General features: G+C 72.5%; 21 protein-coding genes and 1 pseudogene. 12 read left to right on the forward strand and 10 right to left on the reverse strand.

Features of this window, described 5'->3' with window-relative positions; all coding sequences use genetic code 11:
- Positions 1-39 precede the first annotated feature (39 nt).
- The 3 genes from M2163_RS39495 to M2163_RS39505 all read left to right on the forward strand — a co-directional run bounded on the left by M2163_RS39495 (position 40) and on the right by M2163_RS39505 (position 2091).
- Entirely contained in the window at positions 40-717 is a 678-nt protein-coding gene (locus tag M2163_RS39495; RefSeq protein ID WP_280848107.1) for a class II aldolase/adducin family protein, read from the forward strand.
- Positions 714-1652, forward strand: a complete 939-nt coding sequence (locus M2163_RS39500) for a carbohydrate kinase family protein (protein WP_280896395.1) — start codon at positions 714-716, stop codon at positions 1650-1652. Before M2163_RS39495 ends, M2163_RS39500 begins: the two co-directional genes overlap by 4 nt.
- Before the next feature lie 109 nt (positions 1653-1761).
- Positions 1762-2091: a DUF2218 domain-containing protein gene (locus tag M2163_RS39505; RefSeq protein WP_280896396.1), complete on the forward strand. Its 330-nt coding sequence runs from the start codon at positions 1762-1764 to the stop codon at positions 2089-2091.
- 19 nt (positions 2092-2110) lie between these two features.
- On the opposite strand, the pseudogene M2163_RS39510 reads toward M2163_RS39505, so the two are convergent.
- The 4 genes and pseudogenes from M2163_RS39510 to M2163_RS39525 form a co-directional block, all read right to left on the reverse strand.
- Positions 2111-2648, reverse strand: a pseudogene (locus M2163_RS39510) (NUDIX hydrolase family protein).
- Between the two features lie 7 nt (positions 2649-2655).
- Complete coding sequence (locus M2163_RS39515; RefSeq protein WP_280896397.1) at positions 2656-3834, reverse strand: amidohydrolase family protein; 1179 nt, start codon at positions 3832-3834, stop codon at positions 2656-2658.
- Positions 3835-3836: 2 nt separating this feature from the next.
- A complete protein-coding gene (locus tag M2163_RS39520; protein ID WP_280896398.1) occupies positions 3837-5240 on the reverse strand; it encodes a glutamine synthetase family protein in 1404 nt (467 codons plus the stop codon).
- Between the two features lie 38 nt (positions 5241-5278).
- Positions 5279-6091, reverse strand: a complete 813-nt coding sequence (locus M2163_RS39525) for an SAM-dependent methyltransferase (protein WP_280896399.1) — start codon at positions 6089-6091, stop codon at positions 5279-5281.
- A gap of 169 nt (positions 6092-6260) precedes the next feature.
- Between M2163_RS39525 and M2163_RS39530 the strand changes: the two genes are divergently transcribed.
- From M2163_RS39530 to M2163_RS39565, 8 genes are all read left to right on the forward strand, one after another.
- Entirely contained in the window at positions 6261-6704 is a 444-nt protein-coding gene (locus M2163_RS39530) for a potassium channel family protein (protein WP_280848100.1), read from the forward strand.
- Positions 6705-6776: 72 nt separating this feature from the next.
- Positions 6777-7409, forward strand: coding sequence for an XRE family transcriptional regulator (locus tag M2163_RS39535; protein ID WP_280848099.1), 633 nt, complete (start codon positions 6777-6779; stop codon positions 7407-7409).
- Positions 7410-7461: 52 nt separating this feature from the next.
- A complete protein-coding gene (locus M2163_RS39540; RefSeq protein WP_280848098.1) occupies positions 7462-8820 on the forward strand; it encodes a M24 family metallopeptidase in 1359 nt (452 codons plus the stop codon).
- The gene (locus M2163_RS39545) at positions 8807-9784 is read left to right on the forward strand and encodes a thiamine pyrophosphate-dependent dehydrogenase E1 component subunit alpha (RefSeq protein ID WP_280896400.1); all 978 of its coding nucleotides are present in this window, start codon (positions 8807-8809) and stop codon (positions 9782-9784) included. Before M2163_RS39540 ends, M2163_RS39545 begins: the two co-directional genes overlap by 14 nt.
- A complete protein-coding gene (locus tag M2163_RS39550) occupies positions 9772-10752 on the forward strand; it encodes an alpha-ketoacid dehydrogenase subunit beta (protein ID WP_280896401.1) in 981 nt (326 codons plus the stop codon). Before M2163_RS39545 ends, M2163_RS39550 begins: the two co-directional genes overlap by 13 nt.
- A 22-nt stretch (positions 10753-10774) precedes the next feature.
- Positions 10775-12121: an amidohydrolase family protein gene (locus M2163_RS39555; protein ID WP_280848095.1), complete on the forward strand. Its 1347-nt coding sequence runs from the start codon at positions 10775-10777 to the stop codon at positions 12119-12121.
- Entirely contained in the window at positions 12118-12990 is an 873-nt protein-coding gene (locus M2163_RS39560) for a cupin domain-containing protein (protein WP_280896402.1), read from the forward strand. The genes M2163_RS39555 and M2163_RS39560 overlap by 4 nt, the downstream gene beginning before the upstream one ends.
- Complete coding sequence (locus tag M2163_RS39565; protein ID WP_280848093.1) at positions 12987-13676, forward strand: SDR family oxidoreductase; 690 nt, start codon at positions 12987-12989, stop codon at positions 13674-13676. The genes M2163_RS39560 and M2163_RS39565 overlap by 4 nt, the downstream gene beginning before the upstream one ends.
- 4 nt (positions 13677-13680) lie before the next feature.
- Here the strand turns inward: M2163_RS39565 and M2163_RS39570 are convergent, their stop codons facing one another.
- The 6 genes from M2163_RS39570 to M2163_RS39595 are packed head-to-tail and all read right to left on the reverse strand — an operon-like array spanning position 13681 to position 17099.
- Complete coding sequence (locus tag M2163_RS39570) at positions 13681-14466, reverse strand: SAM-dependent methyltransferase (protein WP_280896403.1); 786 nt, start codon at positions 14464-14466, stop codon at positions 13681-13683.
- 44 nt (positions 14467-14510) lie between these two features.
- Positions 14511-15158, reverse strand: coding sequence for an endonuclease (locus tag M2163_RS39575; RefSeq protein WP_280896404.1), 648 nt, complete (start codon positions 15156-15158; stop codon positions 14511-14513).
- On the reverse strand, positions 15155-15487 hold the full coding sequence (locus M2163_RS39580) for a DUF3140 domain-containing protein (protein ID WP_280848090.1): 333 nt from the start codon (positions 15485-15487) through the stop codon (positions 15155-15157). The genes M2163_RS39575 and M2163_RS39580 overlap by 4 nt, the downstream gene beginning before the upstream one ends.
- Positions 15488-15520: 33 nt before the next feature.
- A complete protein-coding gene (locus tag M2163_RS39585) occupies positions 15521-16000 on the reverse strand; it encodes a DNA starvation/stationary phase protection protein (protein ID WP_280848089.1) in 480 nt (159 codons plus the stop codon).
- The gene (locus tag M2163_RS39590) at positions 15997-16254 is read right to left on the reverse strand and encodes a WhiB family transcriptional regulator (RefSeq protein ID WP_280848088.1); all 258 of its coding nucleotides are present in this window, start codon (positions 16252-16254) and stop codon (positions 15997-15999) included. The genes M2163_RS39585 and M2163_RS39590 overlap by 4 nt, the downstream gene beginning before the upstream one ends.
- 44 nt (positions 16255-16298) lie before the next feature.
- Positions 16299-17099, reverse strand: a complete 801-nt coding sequence (locus M2163_RS39595) for an alpha/beta hydrolase (RefSeq protein WP_280896405.1) — start codon at positions 17097-17099, stop codon at positions 16299-16301.
- 81 nt (positions 17100-17180) lie between these two features.
- Between M2163_RS39595 and M2163_RS39600 the strand changes: the two genes are divergently transcribed.
- A complete protein-coding gene (locus M2163_RS39600; protein WP_280896406.1) occupies positions 17181-18368 on the forward strand; it encodes a thiolase family protein in 1188 nt (395 codons plus the stop codon).
- The last annotated feature ends 64 nt before the right edge of the window (positions 18369-18432 follow it).

The raw sequence follows: 18432 nt of genomic DNA on the forward strand, positions 1-18432 counted from the left end.
AACGTGACTTTGTTTCAGGTTTAGGTTAGCGTCGCGCGCATGACCGACTCAAGCCCGGCGCTGAGCGAGGAGCGGGCCGCCGTGGCGGACGCCTGCCGCCGTCTGGGGGCCGAGGGACTGCTCATCGGCACGGCGGGAAACGTCAGCGTCCGCGTCGAGGACCGGGTGGCTATCACCGCGACCGGCGCGATCCTGGCCGAGCTCACCCCGGACCAGGTGACCGTCGTCGACCTCGACGGGGAGATCGTGACCGGCAGCCTCCTGCCGACCTCGGAACTCGACCTCCACCTCGGCGTCTACCGCCGCTACGGCACCACCGCGGTCGTGCACACCCACGCCCCGATGGCCACCGCCCTCTCCCTCGTCCTCGACGAACTGCCCTGCGTCCACTACCAGTTGCTGGCTCTCGGCGGCACCGTCCGGGTCGCCCCCTACGCCACCTTCGGCACCCCGGACCTCGCGGAGTCGGTCCTCACCGCACTGGAGGGCCGGGGCGCCGCCCTGATGGCCAACCACGGGGCCGTCACCCACGCCCCGACCCTCGACAAGGCGGTCGAGCACGCACTGCTCCTGGAGTGGGCCTGCGGTGTCTACCAGCGCGCGGCCGCCCTCGGCACCCCGCGCGCCCTCGACGAACAGCAGCAGATCGCGGTGATCGAGGCCGCCCTCGCCCGCAACTACGGCACCACGCAATCCGCTCAGGAGGGAACCCGATGAAGGCGCAGAACGTCGTCACCATGGGCGTGCACGTGCTGGACGTCCTGGTCCGGCCGGTCGAGGAGATACCGGAGGGTCAGGGCGCGACCCTGGTCGAGGACATCCGCATGACCGCCGCCGGCACGGCCGCGGGCACCGCCCTCACCCTCGCCAAGCTGGGCGCCTCGGTGCGCACCGCGGGAGCAATCGGCACGGACCCGACGGGCGACCTGCTCACGCAGCTCCTCGACCGGGCGGGGATCGACACCTCGCTGCTCGTCCGCCGTATCGACACCTCCACCTCCGCGACCGTGCTGCCCATCCGCCCCAACGGCGACCGCCCCACCCTCCACCTGCTCGGCGCCAACATCACCTACGGTCTCGACGACGTGCCCTGGGACGCGGTCGCCGAGGCGAGCCACCTGCACCTCGGCGGCCCCGAGCTGATCGGTGCCGACGTCGCCGCCCGCATCCTGGCGCACGCCAAGGAGCACGGTGTCGTCACCTCCGTGGACCTCCTCGCCCCGGGCGAGCTCGGCACCTTCGACCAGATCGAACCGCTGCTCCCGTACGTCGACTTCCTGCTCCCCAACGAGGACCAGGTCCTCGGCTTCAGCGAGGAACAGGACGTCGTCACCGGCGCGAAGAAGTTCCTGGCCGGCGGCGTGGGCCTGGTCGCGGTCACCCGGGGCGGCGACGGCGCCCTCCTGGTCACCGCCGAAGGCACGGAGACGGTCCCCGCCTTCGAGGTCGAGGTCGTCGACACCACCGGCTGCGGCGACGCCTTCTCGGCGGGCTTCCTGCGCGGGATGAGCCTGGACCGCACGCCACGCGAGGCGGCGGTCCTGGGCTGCGCCGCGGCGGCACTGGTGGCACAGGGCCTGGGCAGCGACCACGGCGACTTCGACCTGGCGGAGGCCGACGAGTTCTCCATGACCGCCAAGACCCGCGCATAAGCCGCAGCCAAAGCTTGCGAAGGGCCAGGGAGCGCGGAATGGGCGCGGGGCGGCCGGTGTTGCGGCAGCATCGGGTCCGTACCCCGCCACCGCACTCCTGGGAGTTCCCATGCCCCGCTCCGAAGCCCGCGTCGCCACCGACCGGCCGCACCGCTACGCCAAGCAGCTCGCCTCGCACCTCGGGCGCCGCAGCGAGACCACCTGGGACGAGGAGAGCGGTGAGGGCAGCCTGCTCTTCCAGAACGGGGGCAAGGGCTCCCTCACCGCCACCGAGGGCGCGCTGCTGCTGACGCTGGAGACGGAGTCCGAGCACCTCGATCTCCTGGAGGGCGTCGTCGGCAGCCACCTGGTCCGCTTCGGCAGCAAGGACGAACTCGTCGTCGAGTGGACCCGGGACGACGGCGTGCCCGGTACCGCCCAGCGCAAGGAGACCGACTGACCGGGGGCGGCCGGGGGACTCAGATCGCGCAGCCCACGTGCGCCAGCGCCTGCTTGAGCAGCACCCCGTGACCGCCGGGCATCTCGCTCGCCACCGCCGGTGACAGTGCCTCCTGCGGGCTGAACCACACCAGGTCCAGAGCGTCCTGCCGGGGCCGGCAGTCGCCGGTCACCGGGACGACGTAGGCCAGGGAGACCGCGTGCTGGCGCGGGTCGTGGTACGGCGTGATGCCCTGCGTGGGGAAGTACTCCGCCACCGTGAACGGCTGGAGCGAGGACGGGATCCGGGGCATGCGCCACCGGTCCCAGGTCCTTCTCCAGGTGCCGCAGCAGGGCGTCCCGGACCCGCTCGTGGTGCAGGACGCGGCCGGAGACGAGAGTCCGGCTGACCGTTCCGTCGAGTCCGATGCGCAGCAGCAGGCCGACGCTGGTGACTTCGCCGCTGTCGTCGACGCGCACGGGCACGGCCTCGACGTACAGGATGGGCATCCGGGCGCGCGCCTGCTCGAGATCGTCGGCGCTCAGCCAGCCGGGCGTGGTTTCGGTCAAGTCAGACATTGCTAGATCATACTTTCCGGGGACGGCGGGTGCTGAGTCGCGCTCGCCTGGTGGGACGGGGACGGGCGGGAAGTCCGTAGAGGCGGCGGGCGTTGTCCCCGCTCGTCCAGGCCGCGACGCGCAACGCGTCCGGCAGGCTCAGCTCGTCGGCGTCCACCCGCTCCTGGAGCAGCCCGGCGAGGCCCTGCCGGAAGGACAGCGCGCCGAGCAGATGGAATTCGGCCACTCCGTAGGCGTCGGAGCTGTACAGCAGCTTGCGGAACGGTGTGATCTCCAGCGCCTCCGCCAGGATCGCCCGGGACCGCGCGGGGCCGACGTGGTGCAGGGTCAGGCCCACGTCCAGGTACACCTGCTCGAACACCGCGGCCAGATAGGCGGCCTGCCGCTGGTAGGGCCAGCAGTGCAGCAGCAGAACCGGGATCGTGCCCGCGGTCAGGTGCAGCCAGTCCGTGAGGTGGGTGGGATCCACCCGGTGCATCCGAATGTCGCTGTCGCCGAACCCGGTGTGCAGCTGGAGCGGCAGCCCCAGGTCCACGGCGGTCCACAGCAGATGCCGTACCAGAACGGGATCGGCCAGCCGTCCGCCCCGGGCGAGCCAGTCGGCGGCGGCCCGGGCGGCCTCCGCGTCCGAGGGGCGCGCCGGGTCCAGGTCGAAGCCGGTGCGGTAGGCGGCGACCGACTTCACGGCCACCACGTCCGGACGCCCCACGGCCTCCAGGGCGGCCGCCCGGAACGCGTCGGCGTACGCGTCCGGTTCCACGCCCCGCGCGGCCACGGCCTCCGCGACACTCTCCAGCCGTACGACCTCGTAGGCCGTCCCGCCCGCGATCGCGGCCAGCTCCCGGGGCGAGGTGATGCGGTCCGTCGTGTACCCGGTGTCGACGCAGAACACCTCCGTGCCCGCGGCGGTCAGGAAGCGGCGGTTGACCTCCTGCGGGCCGAGTTCGGCACGGCGAGCCACATAGACCTCGGGCGGCGCGTGGCGGGGGAGGTCCAGCAAGGGTGCGCAGTGCCGGCGGACCGCCACCCCGACGGGGCTGTCGAAGGGGGAGATCCCGGGCCAGGCCGAGCCCTCGGTGAGCAGCGACTCGAAGCCGGCCCGGTCGAGTGCGTCGCCGACGACCCCGTGGCAGTGGTGGTCCACCAGCCGGGCGGCGACGAGGGCCTCGTGGACGGGTCCGCCCATGCTCAGTACTTCCAGCGGTACGCCGCCGCGATCTGCTCGTCGTCCAGGTCGGCCACGCAGTCGCTCTCCCCGAAGCGCACGGCGACCACGGCGTCCGCGAGGACCGGCCCCAGCGCCGCCCGCAGCTGCTCGTCGGCGCGGAAGGCCCGGACCGCCTGGGACAGGGAGGTCGGCAGCCGGCGTACGCCCAGGGCAGCGGCCCGGTCGGCGGCCAGCAGGGCCGGATCGCCGGTGATCTCCCGCGGCAGGGGCATGGCCGAGGTCAGCCCGTCGAGTCCGGCGGCGATCAGACCGGTGAGCGCGAGATACGGGTTCGCTGCCAGGTCCACCGGCTTCAGCTCCAGGTTCGCCGCCCGGTCGGTCAGGCCCGCCGTGCCGGTGACGATCCGGACGGCCGCCTCCCGGGTCTCGCGGCCCCAGGCGGTGAACACCCCCGCCCACTGGGAGGGCTTCAGACGCAGATAGCTGGCCGGGCTCGGCGCGGTCAGGGCCGCCAGCGCGTGCAGGTGGGCGAGGACACCCGCGACGAACCACTCGGCCTCGCGCGTCATGCCGTACCGGCCCTTGCCGCCCGAGTGGAGGTTCACGCCGTCGCGCCAGGCGGACAGATGGAGATGCCCGCCGTTGCCGACGCCCTCCGCGAAGACCGCCGGGGAGAAGGAGACCACGAGCCCGTGCCGCTGGGCCACCGCCCGGATCGTCTGCCGCACCAGGACGCTGACGTCGGCCGCCGCCACCGGGTCCAGGGCACCCGTCGAGATCTCGAACTGCCCGGCGGCGTACTCGGGATGCAACTGCTCCACCTCGACGCCCTGCTCGGCGCAGGCCGCCAGCACGTCGGCCGCGTAGTCGCTCAGCTCCACCTGCCGGGTGGCGCCGTACGCCGGTCCCGACACGGCGGGCACGAAGTCGCCCTCCGCCGCCGGGCCCCGGCCCACCGCCCACTCGATCTCGATGCCCGCCTCGAAGGTGATCCCGTGCCGCTCGGCGGCCGCCGTGACGATCCGCCTGAGGACCGTGCGGGAGCAGCCCGGGTGCCGCTCGCCCTCCTGCGTGATCCGGTCCACCGGCGCCCACGCCCAGCCGGGCTGCGCGGCCAGGGCCACGAGCCGGTCGAGATCGGGGAACAGGCGCAGATCGCCGTCGGGGGAGCCCAGGGTGTCCGTGGTGACGATGGAGTCGTTCGCCAGGAAGGTGTCGAACACCGGCGACATGCCCACGCCCCAGGCCGCGGCGGAGGCCAGCCTCGCCGTCGGGATCGTCTTCACCCGGCAGATGCCCGCGGTGTCGACATAGGCGAGCACCACACCGTGCACGCCCTTCGAGGACAGCTCCTTGCTCAGTGCGGTGGCCCGGTCCACGTCCCCCGGGCGGCCTCCGGGGACGGGGTCGGCAAGGGTGGTCATACGTCCTCCACGACGGGCTCGGCCGAACGGATCCCGCGTCAGGGTTTCACGGCCACCGCGCCGTACTGCGGTACGACGGCCGGGGAGTCGGACCCGGCACGCCACCGGGAGCAGGAGACCAGGCCCGGTTCGAGCAGGTCGAGGCCCTCGAAGAACGTGGCGATGTCCTCGCCGCTGCGGGCCGTGATCGGCGGAGTGGCGTTCTCGTTCCAGAACTTCATGGCCGGGATCTGGCCCTCGCCGCCGAGCTCGGCGTCGAACGTGGGGTGGGTCAGGGCCAGATGGCTGCCGGCGGGCATCGCGGCCATGATCTCGTGCGCGATCCGGCGCGCCTCGCCGGTGTCCAGCACGAAGTTGAGGATGCCGAGCATCATCACCGCGACCGGCTTGGTGAAGTCCAGCGTCCGCGCGGCCCGTTCGAGGATGGCGGCCGGGTCGTGGACATCGGCGTCGATGTAGTCCGTGACGCCCTCGGGGGTGCTGGTCAGCAGGGTGCGGGCGTGGACGAGGACGATCGGGTCGTTGTCGACGTAGACGATCCGCGCGTCGGGCGCGATGCGCTGGGCGATCTCGTGGGTGTTGTCCACCGTCGGCAGACCGGTGCCGACGTCCAGGAACTGCCGGATGCCCTGCTCCTCGGCGAGGAAGCGCACCGAGCGGCCCAGGAACCAGCGGTCCGCGCGGGCGATCTCCCGGATGATCGGGAACATCCCGGCGACATGGTCGCCGACCCGCTGGTCGACCTCGTAGTGGTCCTTGCCGCCGATCCAGTAGTTCCACACGCGCGCGTTGTGCGCCACACCTGTGTTCAGCCTCGCCGACGCACCCGACGGGGTGTGGCTCTCGCTCACGACTGTGCTCCTTCTCGCCCCTGCGGCCCTTGCCGCCATTGTGCCGTCCGATGATCAGCTTGTCCCGGAAACCGCGACTCGAACGCCCTGCCCGGGGTGCCGGGCGCCTGCCCGGCGGCGAGACTGGCCCGGTACGCCCGCCCCCGCCCGCGGACTTCGAGGAGTGCGCATGCTGCCCGGATTCCTCGCCAAGGTCGTCGACCTGATGCTCGGCCGACAGGGACGCCCGCTCCATCTGAAGGCGGCGGGCGGCGCGACCCTCGTCCTCCTCGCGGTGATGCTCACCGGTTCCTGGGCGGTGGTCGCCGCCGAGGAGGGGGCCCGGGGCGCCGATCTGACCTCGTACCCGAAGGCCCTGTGGTGGTCGGTGGAGACGGCGACGACCGTCGGGTACGGCGACTTCTACCCCGTGACCTGGTGGGGCCGGTTCGTCGGCACGGTGGTCATGGTCGTCGGGATCACGACCTACGGCATGGTCACGGCGGCGCTCGCCACCTGGTTCGTGGCGCGGGAGCACAAGCGGCGACACCCGGTGGGTGCCGAGGCGCTGCATGCCCTGCACGAGCGGTTCGACCGGCTGGAGGAGCTGGTGGCGGCTGAGAAGAAGGGGTGACCCGGCTTTCCCCTCTTCCCGTGTCGACGGGCCGCGCTGTTCAATGGGGCTGCACACGAGAGGAGGGCGCCCGTGGCCCCTGGACCCGTGCCGTCCGTCGGTGCGCGGATCCGGCTGGCGCGTCTGGAGCGTGGACTGGGGCTGCGCGCCCTGGCGCGTGAGGTCGGTGTCTCCGCGAGCCTGGTCTCCCAGATAGAGACCGGGAAGAGCCAGCCGTCGGTCAGCACCCTGTACGCCATCACCACGGCCCTCGGCATCTCCGTCGAGTCCCTCTTCGAGGGGCGGGAGACCGCCGCGGCGGTGCACACGGGCCCCGTCCTGCACGCCCTCGCGGCCTTCGCGGCCGACCCGGCGCGACGCATGGGCCCCCTGGTCACCCCGGGGGAGCGGGAGGTGCTGGAACTGGACTCCGGCGTCGTGTGGGAACGGCTCGGGCACGTCCCCGGCACGGACGTGGACTTCCTGCTCGTCACCTACCGGCCCGGCGGCGCCTCCTCCGGTTCGGGCGCTCTGATGCGGCACGCCGGCACCGAGTACGGCTATCTGACCTCCGGCGAACTCGTCCTCACCCTCGGCTTCGAGGAGCGGGTCCTGCGCCCGGGCGACGCCGTCTGCTTCGAGTCCGCCACCCCCCACCGCTACCGCAACGACGGCGAGGAACCGGCCGTGGGCGTCTGGTTCGTGGCGAGCCGAAGTGTTCAGTGACGCTTGACACTCCCCGGGGACGGTCGTTGACTCGATGGTGGGGGTGGTCGCGATGGCGATCCGCACATACGGCCCCAATGCCGTCGACTGGGAAGAGCGCGTCGACCTGGACCGGCTGCGCCGGCAGCGCCTGGCCCGGCTCCACGACACGCTGAACCGCTCCGAGCTGGGCGCCGTGCTCAGCTTCGACTTCGCCAACATCCGCTACATGACCGCCACGCACATCGGCACCTGGGCGATGGACAAGCTGATCCGCTTCGCCCTGCTGGTCCGCGGCGGCGAACCGGTCGTCTGGGACTTCGGCTCCGCGGCCCGCCACCACCAGCTCCACAACCCGTGGCTCGACTACAGCGACGGCAAGGGGGGCCCGCCCACCGGGGCCCGCGCCGGCATCTCCACCCTGCGCGGCGCCTTCCACCCGGACGCCGGCATCGCCGAGGACGTCGCCGCGAAGATCGCCACCGAGCTCCGCGCCCACGGCCTCGCCGGGGAACCGCTCGGCGTCGACGTCGCCGAGATGCCCGTCCTGGCCGCCCTGCGCGCCGAGGGCATCGACGTCGTCGACGGCCAGCAGGTCTTCCTGGAGGCCCGCCGCATCAAGACCGGCGACGAGATCTCCCTGCTCGCCCAGGCCTGCGCGATGGTCGACGCGGCCTACGAGGAGCTCTACGCCCACCTGCGCCCGGGAGTCCGCGAGAACGAGTGCGTGGGACTGGTCAGCAAGGTGCTCTACGACCTCGGCAGCGAGTACGTCGAAGGCGTCAACGCCATCTCCGGGGAGCGCTGTTCACCCCACCCGCACGTCTACAGCGACCGCCTGATCCGCCCCGGGGACCCCGCGTTCTTCGACATCCTGCACAGCCACCTCGGCTACCGCACCTGCTACTACCGCACCTTCGCCGTAGGCAGCGCCTCCCGGGCGCAGCGGGACGCCTACGTCCGCTGCCGGGAGTACATGGACCGGGCCATCGCCCTCGTCCGGCCGGGCGCCACCACCGCCGACATCGTCCAGGTGTGGCCGCGCGCCGAGGAGTTCGGCTTCCCCGACGAGACCGCCGCGTTCGCCCTCCAGTACGGCCACGGCGTGGGGCTGTCCATCTGGGAGAAGCCCATCTTCAGCCGTCTGGTCTCCCTCGACCACCCCGAAGTCCTCGAAGAGGGGATGGTGTTCGCGCTGGAGACCTACTGGCCCGCCGCCGACGGCTGGTCCGCCGCCCGGATCGAGGAGGAACTGGTCGTCACCGCCGACGGCTGCGAGGTCATCACCAGGTTCCCGGCCGAGGAGCTCCTGGTCGCGGGCCGCAAGTACTGGACGGTGGGCGGCGAACTCGACACCGCCCGCGAGTCGCAGTCCCACCTGAACACGGGGACCGCGGACGGGCACCGGGGGAGCGGCGATGGACACCGCTGAACTCCTCGCCCTCTACGAGCAGATGGCCCTCATCCGCCGTACCGAGAAGGCCGCCCACGACCTGTTCCTCCAGGGCCTCGTCAAGGGCACCACGCACCTCGCCGCCGGCCACGAGGCCATCGCCGTCGGCGCGGGCGCCGCCCTGCGCGACGACGACTACGTCTTCGCCACCTACCGCGGCCACCACCACGCCCTGGCCCGGGGCGCCACCCCCGAGGAGTGCCTCGCCGAACTCATGCAACGGGCAACGGGGTTGTGCCGGGCCAAGGGCGGCTCGATGCACCTCACCAAGGCGGCCGTGAACATGCTCGGCTCCTACGCCATCGTCGGCGCCCACCTCCCCATGGCGGTCGGCGCCGCCTGGTCGGCGAGGCTGCGCGGCACCGGACAGCTCGCGGTCGCCTTCTTCGGGGACGGCGCCACCAACATCGGCGCCTTCCACGAGGCGTTGAACCTGGCCGCCGTGTGGAAGCTGCCCGTGCTGTTCGTCTGCGAGAACAACCTGTACATGGAGTACACGCCGATCGCCGACGTCACCGCGGTGCCCCGGCCCGCCGCCGACCGGGCGTCTGCGTACGGCATCCCCGGCGAGGCCGTCGACGGCAACGACGTCGTCCTGGTCCAGGAGGCGGTGGCGCGGCTGGCGCGACGGGCCCGGGCCGGGGACGGGCCCGCCGTGCTGGAGGCGGAGACCTACCGGCACTTCGGGCACTCCCGGACCGACCCGGCGGCCTACCGCCCGGCCGAGGAGGTCGAACGCTGGCTCAAGCACGACCCGTTGGACCTCGCACGGGGACGCCTGGTGGAGGCCGGGGTGCCCGAGGAGCGGCTCACCGAGGCCGACGAGCGGGCGCGTGACGTCGTACAGCAGGCCGTCGACGCGGCGAAGAACGCGCCGGCGCCCGATCCGCGCGAGGCGTTCACCGATGTGTGGGCCGACGGAGGTGCCGCATGGCGGACGTGATCACCTACCGCGAGGCCGTCGCCGAGGGCATCGCCCGGGAGATGCGGCGCGACGCGTCGGTCGTCTGCCTGGGGGAGGACATCGGCGCGGCGGGCGGGGTGTTCAAGACCACCGCCGGGCTGCACGAGGAGTTCGGGCCGGAGCGGGTGTGGGACACGCCGATCTCCGAACAGGCCATCGTGGGAGCGGCCATGGGAGCCGCGATGACCGGGATGCGGCCCGTCGCGGAGATCATGTTCTCGGACTTCCTGGCCTGTTGCTGGGACTACCTCGCCAACGAGATCCCCAAGGTGCGGTACATGACGGGCGGTCAGGTCACCGTGCCCCTCGTCGTGCGCACCGCCAACGGCGGCGGGCTCGGCTTCGGCGCCCAGCACTCGCAGGCCACCGAGAACTGGGCGCTGACCGTGCCCGGGCTGAAGATCGCGGCACCCTCCACCCCCGCCGACGTCGTCGGGATGATGGCGGCCGCGATCCGCAGCGACGACCCGGTGGTGTTCTTCGAGCACAAGGGGCTGCTCGCGAGCAAGGGAGCGCCCCCGCCGCCGGACCACGTCGTCGCACTGGGCCGGGCCGCCGTCGTGCGCGAGGGGGCCGACGTGACCCTGGTCGCGCTCGCCTCGATGGTGCCGGTCGCGCTCACGGCCGCGGAGCGGCTCGCCGAGGAGGGCATCGGCACCGAGGTCGTCGACCTGCGCTCCCTCGTGCCGCTCGACACGGCCACCGTCCTCGCCTCGCTCGGCCGGACCTCCCGGCTGGTGGTCGTCGAGGAGAACCCGTACCAGGGCGGCTGGGGCGCGACCCTGGTCTCCGTCGTGGCCGACGAGGGGTTCGGACTGCTGGACGCACCGGTGCGGCGGGTGGCGGGGGAGTGCGTGCCGCTGCCCTTCGCGGACGCCCTGGAGGAACAGGTCATCCCCACCGTCGACAAGGTCGTGGCGGCCGTCAGGAGCCTCGCCGCGTACTGAACACCCCCTAGGAGGAAGCGCGATGACCCATCGGACACTCCTTCGAGCCGGACACGTGCTCTCCATGGACCCCGGCATCGGGGACCTGCCGAGGGGGGACGTCCTCATCGAGGACGGGTGGATCGCGGCCGTGGACCGCGAGATCAGCGCGGACGCGGAAGTCCTCGACATGACCGGCCGCATCGTGATCCCCGGTTTCGTCGACACCCACCGCCACACCTGGGAGGCCTCGATCCGCAACGTGGCGCCCGACGCCACCCTCGACGACTACTTCGTCGACATCCTCGACACCTTCGCCCCCCTCTACACCCCCGAGGACGTCTACGCGGCCAACCTCGCGGGCGCCCTGGAGTGCCTCAACGCCGGCATCACCACGCTCGTCGACTGGTCCCACATCAACAACACCCCCGAGCACCCCGACGCGGCGATCCGGGCCCTGCGGGAGACCGGCATCCGCGCCCAGTACGCCTACGGCAGCGCCAACACCTCCCTGGCCGACTACTGGTTCGAGAGCAAGATCGCGATCCCCGGCGACGACGTACGCAGGATCCGCACCGAGTACTTCTCCTCCGACGCCGGACTGCTCACCCTGGCCCTCGCCACCCGCGGCCCCGGTTTCTGCGTGGGCGACGTCGTCACCTCCGAGTGGGCCCTCGCCCGCGAGCTGGGCATCCCGATCACCGTGCACGTGGCCATGGGGCGCCTCGCCGGCCGCTTCGGCATGGTCAAGCAGCTCCACGACCTCGGACTGCTCGGCCCCGACACCACCTACATCCACTGCTGCTACTTCAGCGAGGAGGAGTGGCGGCTGGTCGCCGACAGCGGCGGTACGGTCTCCATCGCGCCGCAGGTCGAGACGCAGATGGGGCACGGCTGGCCGCCGGTGATGAAGGCGATCGAGCACGGCCTGCGCCCCTCGCTCAGCATCGACGTCGTCACCACCGTGCCCGGGGACATGTTCACCCAGATCCGCGCGGCCTTCGGCGCCGAGCGCGCCCGCGTCAACGCGGACAGCTGGCAGGCCGACGTCCCGGTCCCCGACACCATGCTGACGGCACGTCAGATGCTGGAGATCGCCACCCGCAACGGTGCCCACGTGGCCGGTCTGGAGGACCGCACCGGATCCCTCACCCCCGGAAAGCGCGCGGACGTCGTCGCGATCGACGCGACCGCCCTGAACGTGGCCCCCGTGCACGACGCGGCCGCCGCCGTGGCCCTGAGCGCCGACGTGTCCAACGTGGAGACCGTCATCGTCGACGGCGTCGTCCGCAAGCGCGACGGCAGGCTCACGGCCGACGTGGCGCGTGCCCGGCGCCTGGTCGAGGAGTCCCGCGACCGGCTGCTGGCCGCGAAGGAGGCCCGGGCGTGACACGACACCTGGTGCGCCGGGGCACCGGCCTCCCGGAGTCGTCGTACGACGAACACGGCTTCCGGCGACGGGAGTTGGTCGGAGAGGCCGACGGCAGCTCGCACACCGGTTTCGGGGTGTGCGAGCTGCGCCCCGACGGCGCGGTCGCGGCCCATGTGCACTCGTACGAGGAGAGCTTCCACGTCCTCGACGGCGCCGTGGTCCTCGACGTGCCCGAGGGGTCGTACCTGCTGGAGGAGGGCGACTACGGGCTCCTGCCGACCGGTGTCCCGCACGCCTGGCGCGGCGGCGGGGACGGCGTCGCCCGCTGGGCGGACATGCTCGCGCCGGTGCCGCGCGCCCGCTACGGGTACGACACCCAGTCGGTGGCCCCGTGGCCGGTACGCCCGCCGGTCCGCGTCGACGTCCGTGACCCGCGCACCCGGTCCTTCGGTCACTTCGAGCCCGCGCAGATGGACCCCGGCAAGCAGTCCCAGGACCTGCTCGCGGTGTCGGCGAGCATGCGGACCGCGCTGCTCGTCTACAGCGGGATCACCGTGAAGATGATGGTCGACGGCGATCTCGGCGCGGTCGCCTCGACGATGTTCATGGTGCAGTACGCGCCCGACGGCGTCGCGGGCACGCACGACCACCCCTTCGAGGAGACGTACCTGTTCCTGGAGGGCGAGGCGGACGCGGTCTTCGACGGCTCGCGCTACCGGCTCGGGCCGGGCGACTGCGCCTGGGCGGGCGCGGGTTGTGTGCACGGCTTCTCCAACGCCGGTGACCGGCCGCTGCGTTGGCTGGAGACCCAGGCGCCGCAGCCGCCGGTGCGGCACTCCTACCGGTTCACGCGGGACTGGGAGTACCTGAGGGAGGCGTCCCGATGAGCGCTGTGGTGGTGGTCGGCGGGACCTCGGGCATCGGGCGGGAGTTCGCCCGGGTGCGGGCGGAGCGCGGCGACGAGGTGGTCATCACCGGACGCGATGCCCACCGCACCGACACCGCGGCCAAGGAGATCGGCGCCCGGGGCCTCGCCCTGGACCTCGCACGGCCGAAGGGCATCGTCGACGCGCTGAGCGACGTGGGACCCGTCGACCACCTGGTGATCGCGGGCATCTCCCGCGACGAGAACCGGGTCGCCGCGTACGACATCGACGCAGCCGTCCACCTCGTCACCCTCAAGCTCGTCGGCTACACCGCCGTCGTGCACGCGCTGCGGTCCCGGCTGCACGACGACAGTGCCGTCGTGCTGTTCGGCGGACAGGCCAAGGAGCGGCCCTACCCGGGGGCGACGACGGTGGCGACGGTCAACGCCGGGGTGACCGGGCTCATGCACACCCTGGCCCTCGAACTCGCCCCGGTCCGCGTCAACGCGATCCACCCCGGGGTGGTCGGGGACAGCCCCTACTGGCGGGGCAAGCCGGAGGAGGTCCTGGCGGCCCTGCGGGCCAGGACCCCGACCGGACGGCTCGCGACCGTGGCCGACGTGGTGGACGCCGTGGACTTCCTGCTGCGCAACGGCTCGGTCAACGCCGTGGAGTTGAGCGTGGACGGCGGATGGCTGCTGGGATGACGGCTCAGCGCTTGACGCCGACCCCGCCGTACAGCGACACCGGCTCGCCGTCCTCCCGCTCGTCCGGACGCCACCGCGACAGGGACACGATGCCGGGCTCCAGTACGTCGAGTCCCTTGAAGAGACGGCTGACCTCGTCGTGGGAGCGGGCCACCAGGGTGACCCCGCCGGCGGTGTAGGCCGCGATGCCCGCGTTCACCTTCTCCGGGTCGAAGTCCGCCGTCATCGCCGACAGCACCAGACAACTGCCCGGTGCCAGCGCGCCGACCAGCGTCTCCACCAGCTCCTGGGCGCCGTCCTCGTCGGGGATGAAGTGCAGCAGCGACAGCGCGACGGGCTGCTCGAAGTCGAGGACGGCGGAGGCGCCCTGCAGGATCTGCCGCGGTTCGCGGGCGTCGGCCTGGATGTAGTGCGTCGCCCCCTCCGGGGTGCCGTGCAGCAGGGCCGCCGCGTGGGCCAGGACGATCGGGTCGTTGTCGACGTACACGATCCGGGCGTCCGGTACGGCGGACTGGGCGATCTGGTGCAGGTTGGGCTCGGTGGGGATGCCGGAGCCGATGTCGAGGAACTGGCGGATTCCCGCCTCCCGTACGACGGCACGGGTGGCCCGCTCCATGAACCGGCGGTTGGCGCGCGCCTGCCGGGGGGCGTCGCCCTGCGCGGTGATCCGGCGTCCCAGCTCCTCGTCGACGGGGTAGTTGTCCTTCCCGCCGAGGAACCAGTCGTAGACCCGGGCCGGATGCGGCCTGCTCGTGTCGATCCGTCGGCCGGCCGACTCGGTCCCGGTCACACAACGCTCCTCTGCTCGACAGGATGTGCGAGCAGTGTGCCATGTCACCCGGCGCGGCGGAGGCTGTCCTCGGCCACCCCGTCGTCGATCGCCGCCCGCACCAACGCGGCGGCGAGGACGTCGGGTTGGGCGTCACCGGCCAGCTCGACCAGCCGGTCGGGATCCTTCGGCAGGCCCAGCCGCTCGGCACCCGCGAGCACCTTGCCGTCCAGACAGGGTGCGACCTCGGGCCAGACGCCCTGCACCTCACGCAGGAAGATGTCGGCTCCGGCGGGTCCGATGCCGGGGAACTCCTGGAGCAGGCGCCGCAGTTCGCTCACGTCGCCGTCCGCCTCGGCGCGCAGCCGGCGCAGGTCGCCGCCCCAGCGCTCGTTCAACAGGTCGGCGCCTTCGCCGAGTTGGGTGGCCGTACGTTCGTCGTAGCGCCGGTAGCCGCCGCGGCCCAGTGCGTCCACCCGCTTCTGCCGGCCGGCCTGGGCCATGCTGCGGGGATCACGCAGTCCGGCCCGGTGCAGTTCGCGGGCGGCGGCGATCGCGACGGAGCCGCGGATGCGGGCACTGAGCAGAAGGGACAGCACCAGCAGCCGGTACAGGGGCTGCGGGGTGTCCTTCAGCGTGATGCCCGCCTCCGCGGCGTACGTCCGTCCGTGCGCGCCGACGAGTTCCCGTACGACGCGCTCCGCCCTCGTCACCGCCTGAGCGGGTCGTGTCCGACGGACATCAGCCGGTGCCGGCGGAGTGTCTCCTCGGCCTCGGGCTCCTTCTCCACGTCGGCCTCCGCGGCGACGGTGTCCACGACCTCGTACATCACGTCGATGTCGTCGTCGGTCAGGTCCGTGCGCCGCTTCTGGAGGATCGCGAGGACGTGCTGCCCGGTCGGCTCACCCGCGTGCTCCGGCAGCGGCTCGGCGGACTCGTCGGCGTCGCTGACCCGCAGCCAGGCGGCCAGTTCCTGGGAGGTCATGTTCACCGCGCGGTGGAAGTCCTCCCACAGCGCGTCGAGTTCGAGGGCGTCGGTCATCGCGTGCGCCTTTCCGTGGGTGTCTGCGGCCGGTCAGTCCCGGGGCCAGTTCTCGGCCTCGAACATCCAGCGCTGCTTCTCCAGTTCGGCGGTGATGCCGATGAGCAGGTCCTGGGTGACCGGGTCGGCCTTCTCGGTGGCCTCGATGCGCTCGCGCAGCCGGCCGATGGCCGCCTCCAGCGTCTCCACGATCAGCCGGACGACCTCGTCGTCCCGGATCCAGCCGCTCTTCGAGCCGGGCAGCGTGTAGGCGGCGGCGATCGTCTCGGGGCGGCCGTCCGGCGGCACGCCCAGGGCCGCGGCGCGCTCGGCCACGGTGTCGGAGAACGTACGGGCCGTCGACACCACCTCGTCCAACTGGAGGTGGATGGAACGGAAACGCGGGCCCACGATGTTCCAGTGCGCCTGCTTCCCGATCAGCGACAGGCCGATCAGATCCACCAGGGTGCTCTGCAGGGCGTCCCCGGCCGTCTCGCGGGCCGAATCGGACAGGGTGCTCCTGACCACAGTCATACCGTGCTCCTCCTTCTGGCATGGTCAATGCCGGTACGGAGCAGTGCGTCGCGTTCCTGCTCGCAGGTTCCGCCCCACACGCCGGAGGTCTGCCCGCTGCTGAGCGCCAGGTCGAGGCACTCGGCGGTCACCGGGCAGCGGGCGCACACGCGCTTCGCCGCCGCGACGTCCCGCAGCGCGGGTCCTTGCGTGCCCACGGGGAAGAACAGCTCGGGGTCCTCTCCCACGCAGGCCGCTCGACGCAACCACTCCATGGGGGCGCGGGTGCCCCGGGCGTACTCGTGCAAACAGGGCGGTCTCAGGGTGTGAGCACGCCCTCGATGAAGCCCGTCACATCTGCGAAGACCTCCGCCCTGTTCGTCTCGTGGAACACCTCGTGGCGGGCACCGGCGTAGATCCGCTCGCTGCACAGGGGCCCCCTGATCTCCTCGATCCCGGCGCGGCTCCCGGCGAGCGGGACCAGCCGGTCGTCGTCACCGTGCAGCCACAGCAACGGGAGCGGGCCGAGCCGGCCGCCCTCGGACACGGTCCTCAGGGTGCGGGCGAACGCCTCCACCGTCGGCCGCTTCATCGGCCCGTGCCAGACGAGGGGATCCGCCCGGTAGGCGGCGCCCACCCGGGGGTCACGGGAGAGCGAGGCCGGACTGACGGGGGTGTCCGGGATCTCGTCGAGGGCGAGCAGGGCTCCCGGCAGCTCCCAGGCGCCGATCACCGGCCCCGACAGCACGAGCGCGGTGAGCTCGTCGCCGTACCGCTGCGCGAAACGGGCGGCGATCAGACCGCCCATGGAGTGCCCGACCATGACGAGCGGCACCCCGGGGTGGACGCCCCGGGCCAGGTCCGCGACCGCGTGCACGTCGGTGACCACGTCCTCGAAGTCCTCGATCAGGACCCGTTCCCCGCCGGACCTGCCGTGCCCGGTGTGATCGGGCCCGATGACGGCCGCGCCGTGCGCTGTGAGGACCCCGGCGAGCTCCTCGTACCGGCCGGCGTGCTCCCCGTACCCGTGCACCACGAGGGCCACGTACCGGGGGCGGCCGTGGGGCCACTCGCGCACGGTGAGGGGACCGTGGATGCCGGTGAGGACGTGCTCGGCCATGTCTGCTCCCGCTGCGCTATAGTCCGAAACTAGCGGTGCTAATTAAAGCGGTCCGGAACCCCTACGGTCAGGAGTCTTCCCGTGCGCCCCGTCCACTTCGCGGCCGCCCGCCGCACCCCCATCGGCAGACTCCGCGGCGCGCTGTCCGCCGTACGCCCCGACGACCTCGCCGCCACCGTGATCCGCGCCCTGGTCGCCGACGTGCCCGCACTCGACCCGGCGCGCGTCGACGACGTCTACTGGGGCGCCGCCAACCAGGCCGGCGAGGACAACCGCAACGTGGCCCGCATGGCCGCGCTGCTCGCCGGACTGCCCGAGACCGTGCCCGGCGCCACGGTCAACCGGCTGTGCGCCTCCGGACTGGAGGCCGTGACCACCGCCGCCCGCACCATCGCCGCCGGCGAGGCCGACATCGTGCTCGCGGGCGGCTCCGAGTCGATGAGCCGCGCCCCCTTCGTGCTGCCGCGCCCCGACGAGGCCCTCCCGCACCGCATCGAGACCCACGACACACGGCTCGGCTGGCGTCTGGTCAACCCGGCCATGAAGGAACTGCACGGCCTGCTGCCCATGGGCGAGACCGCCGAGGAGGTGGCCCAGCGCTACGGCATCGGGCGCGAACGCCAGGACCGGTTCGCCCTGCGCAGCCACCGACTCGCCGCCGAGGCACGCAAGAACGGCCACTTCGACGACGAACTCCTCCCCGTCGAGCGCCCCGACGGCGTGCTCGTCGACAGCGACGAGTGCATCCGCGAGGACACCTCCTACGACAAACTGGCCCGCCTCAAGCCCGTCTTCCGGGCCGGCGGCACGGTCACGGCGGGCAACGCCTCCCCGATGAACGACGGCGCGGCGGGACTCCTCCTGGTCAGCGAGGAGGCACTGAACGAGCTGGGCCTCGAGTCCCTGGGCCGCTACGTCGCCGGCGCCTCGGCCGGTGTGCACCCCGACGTGATGGGCATCGGACCGGTCCCCGCCACCCGCAAGGCGCTCGCCCGCGTGGACTGGAGCGTCGACGACATCGAGGAGGCCGAGTTCAACGAGGCCTTCGCCGCCCAGGCCCTCGCCTGCGTGGACGAACTCGGCATCGACCCCGACCGCGTCAACCCCACCGGCGGCGCCATCGCGCTGGGTCACCCGCTCGGCTGCTCGGGCGCCCGCATCCTCACGACCCTGCTGCACCGGATGCGGCGGACGGGGGCCGCGCGCGGGCTGGCGACGATGTGCGTGGGAGTCGGACAGGGCAGCGCAGTCCTGGTGGAGCGGCACTAGGGGCTGCCCGAGGACGTCAACAGGACCACTCGGCGAGACGGCACTTACCGGACCGGTTGCCTGC

The organism is Streptomyces sp. SAI-135 (assembly GCF_029893805.1).
In the GTDB taxonomy this organism is placed as follows: domain Bacteria; phylum Actinomycetota; class Actinomycetes; order Streptomycetales; family Streptomycetaceae; genus Streptomyces.

Coding starts and splice junctions, on each gene's coding strand:
- M2163_RS39495 (WP_280848107.1), top strand. CDS start 40: ATGACCGACTCAAGCCCGGCGCTGAGCGAGGAGCGGGCCGCCGTGGCG.
- M2163_RS39500 (WP_280896395.1), top strand. CDS start 714: ATGAAGGCGCAGAACGTCGTCACCATGGGCGTGCACGTGCTGGACGTC.
- M2163_RS39505 (WP_280896396.1), top strand. CDS start 1,762: ATGCCCCGCTCCGAAGCCCGCGTCGCCACCGACCGGCCGCACCGCTAC.
- M2163_RS39515 (WP_280896397.1), bottom strand. CDS start 3,834: ATGGGCGGACCCGTCCACGAGGCCCTCGTCGCCGCCCGGCTGGTGGAC.
- M2163_RS39520 (WP_280896398.1), bottom strand. CDS start 5,240: ATGACCACCCTTGCCGACCCCGTCCCCGGAGGCCGCCCGGGGGACGTG.
- M2163_RS39530 (WP_280848100.1), top strand. CDS start 6,261: ATGCTGCCCGGATTCCTCGCCAAGGTCGTCGACCTGATGCTCGGCCGA.
- M2163_RS39540 (WP_280848098.1), top strand. CDS start 7,462: ATGGCGATCCGCACATACGGCCCCAATGCCGTCGACTGGGAAGAGCGC.
- M2163_RS39545 (WP_280896400.1), top strand. CDS start 8,807: ATGGACACCGCTGAACTCCTCGCCCTCTACGAGCAGATGGCCCTCATC.
- M2163_RS39550 (WP_280896401.1), top strand. CDS start 9,772: ATGGCGGACGTGATCACCTACCGCGAGGCCGTCGCCGAGGGCATCGCC.
- M2163_RS39555 (WP_280848095.1), top strand. CDS start 10,775: ATGACCCATCGGACACTCCTTCGAGCCGGACACGTGCTCTCCATGGAC.
- M2163_RS39565 (WP_280848093.1), top strand. CDS start 12,987: ATGAGCGCTGTGGTGGTGGTCGGCGGGACCTCGGGCATCGGGCGGGAG.
- M2163_RS39580 (WP_280848090.1), bottom strand. CDS start 15,487: ATGACCGACGCCCTCGAACTCGACGCGCTGTGGGAGGACTTCCACCGC.
- M2163_RS39585 (WP_280848089.1), bottom strand. CDS start 16,000: ATGACTGTGGTCAGGAGCACCCTGTCCGATTCGGCCCGCGAGACGGCC.
- M2163_RS39590 (WP_280848088.1), bottom strand. CDS start 16,254: ATGGAGTGGTTGCGTCGAGCGGCCTGCGTGGGAGAGGACCCCGAGCTG.
- M2163_RS39595 (WP_280896405.1), bottom strand. CDS start 17,099: ATGGCCGAGCACGTCCTCACCGGCATCCACGGTCCCCTCACCGTGCGC.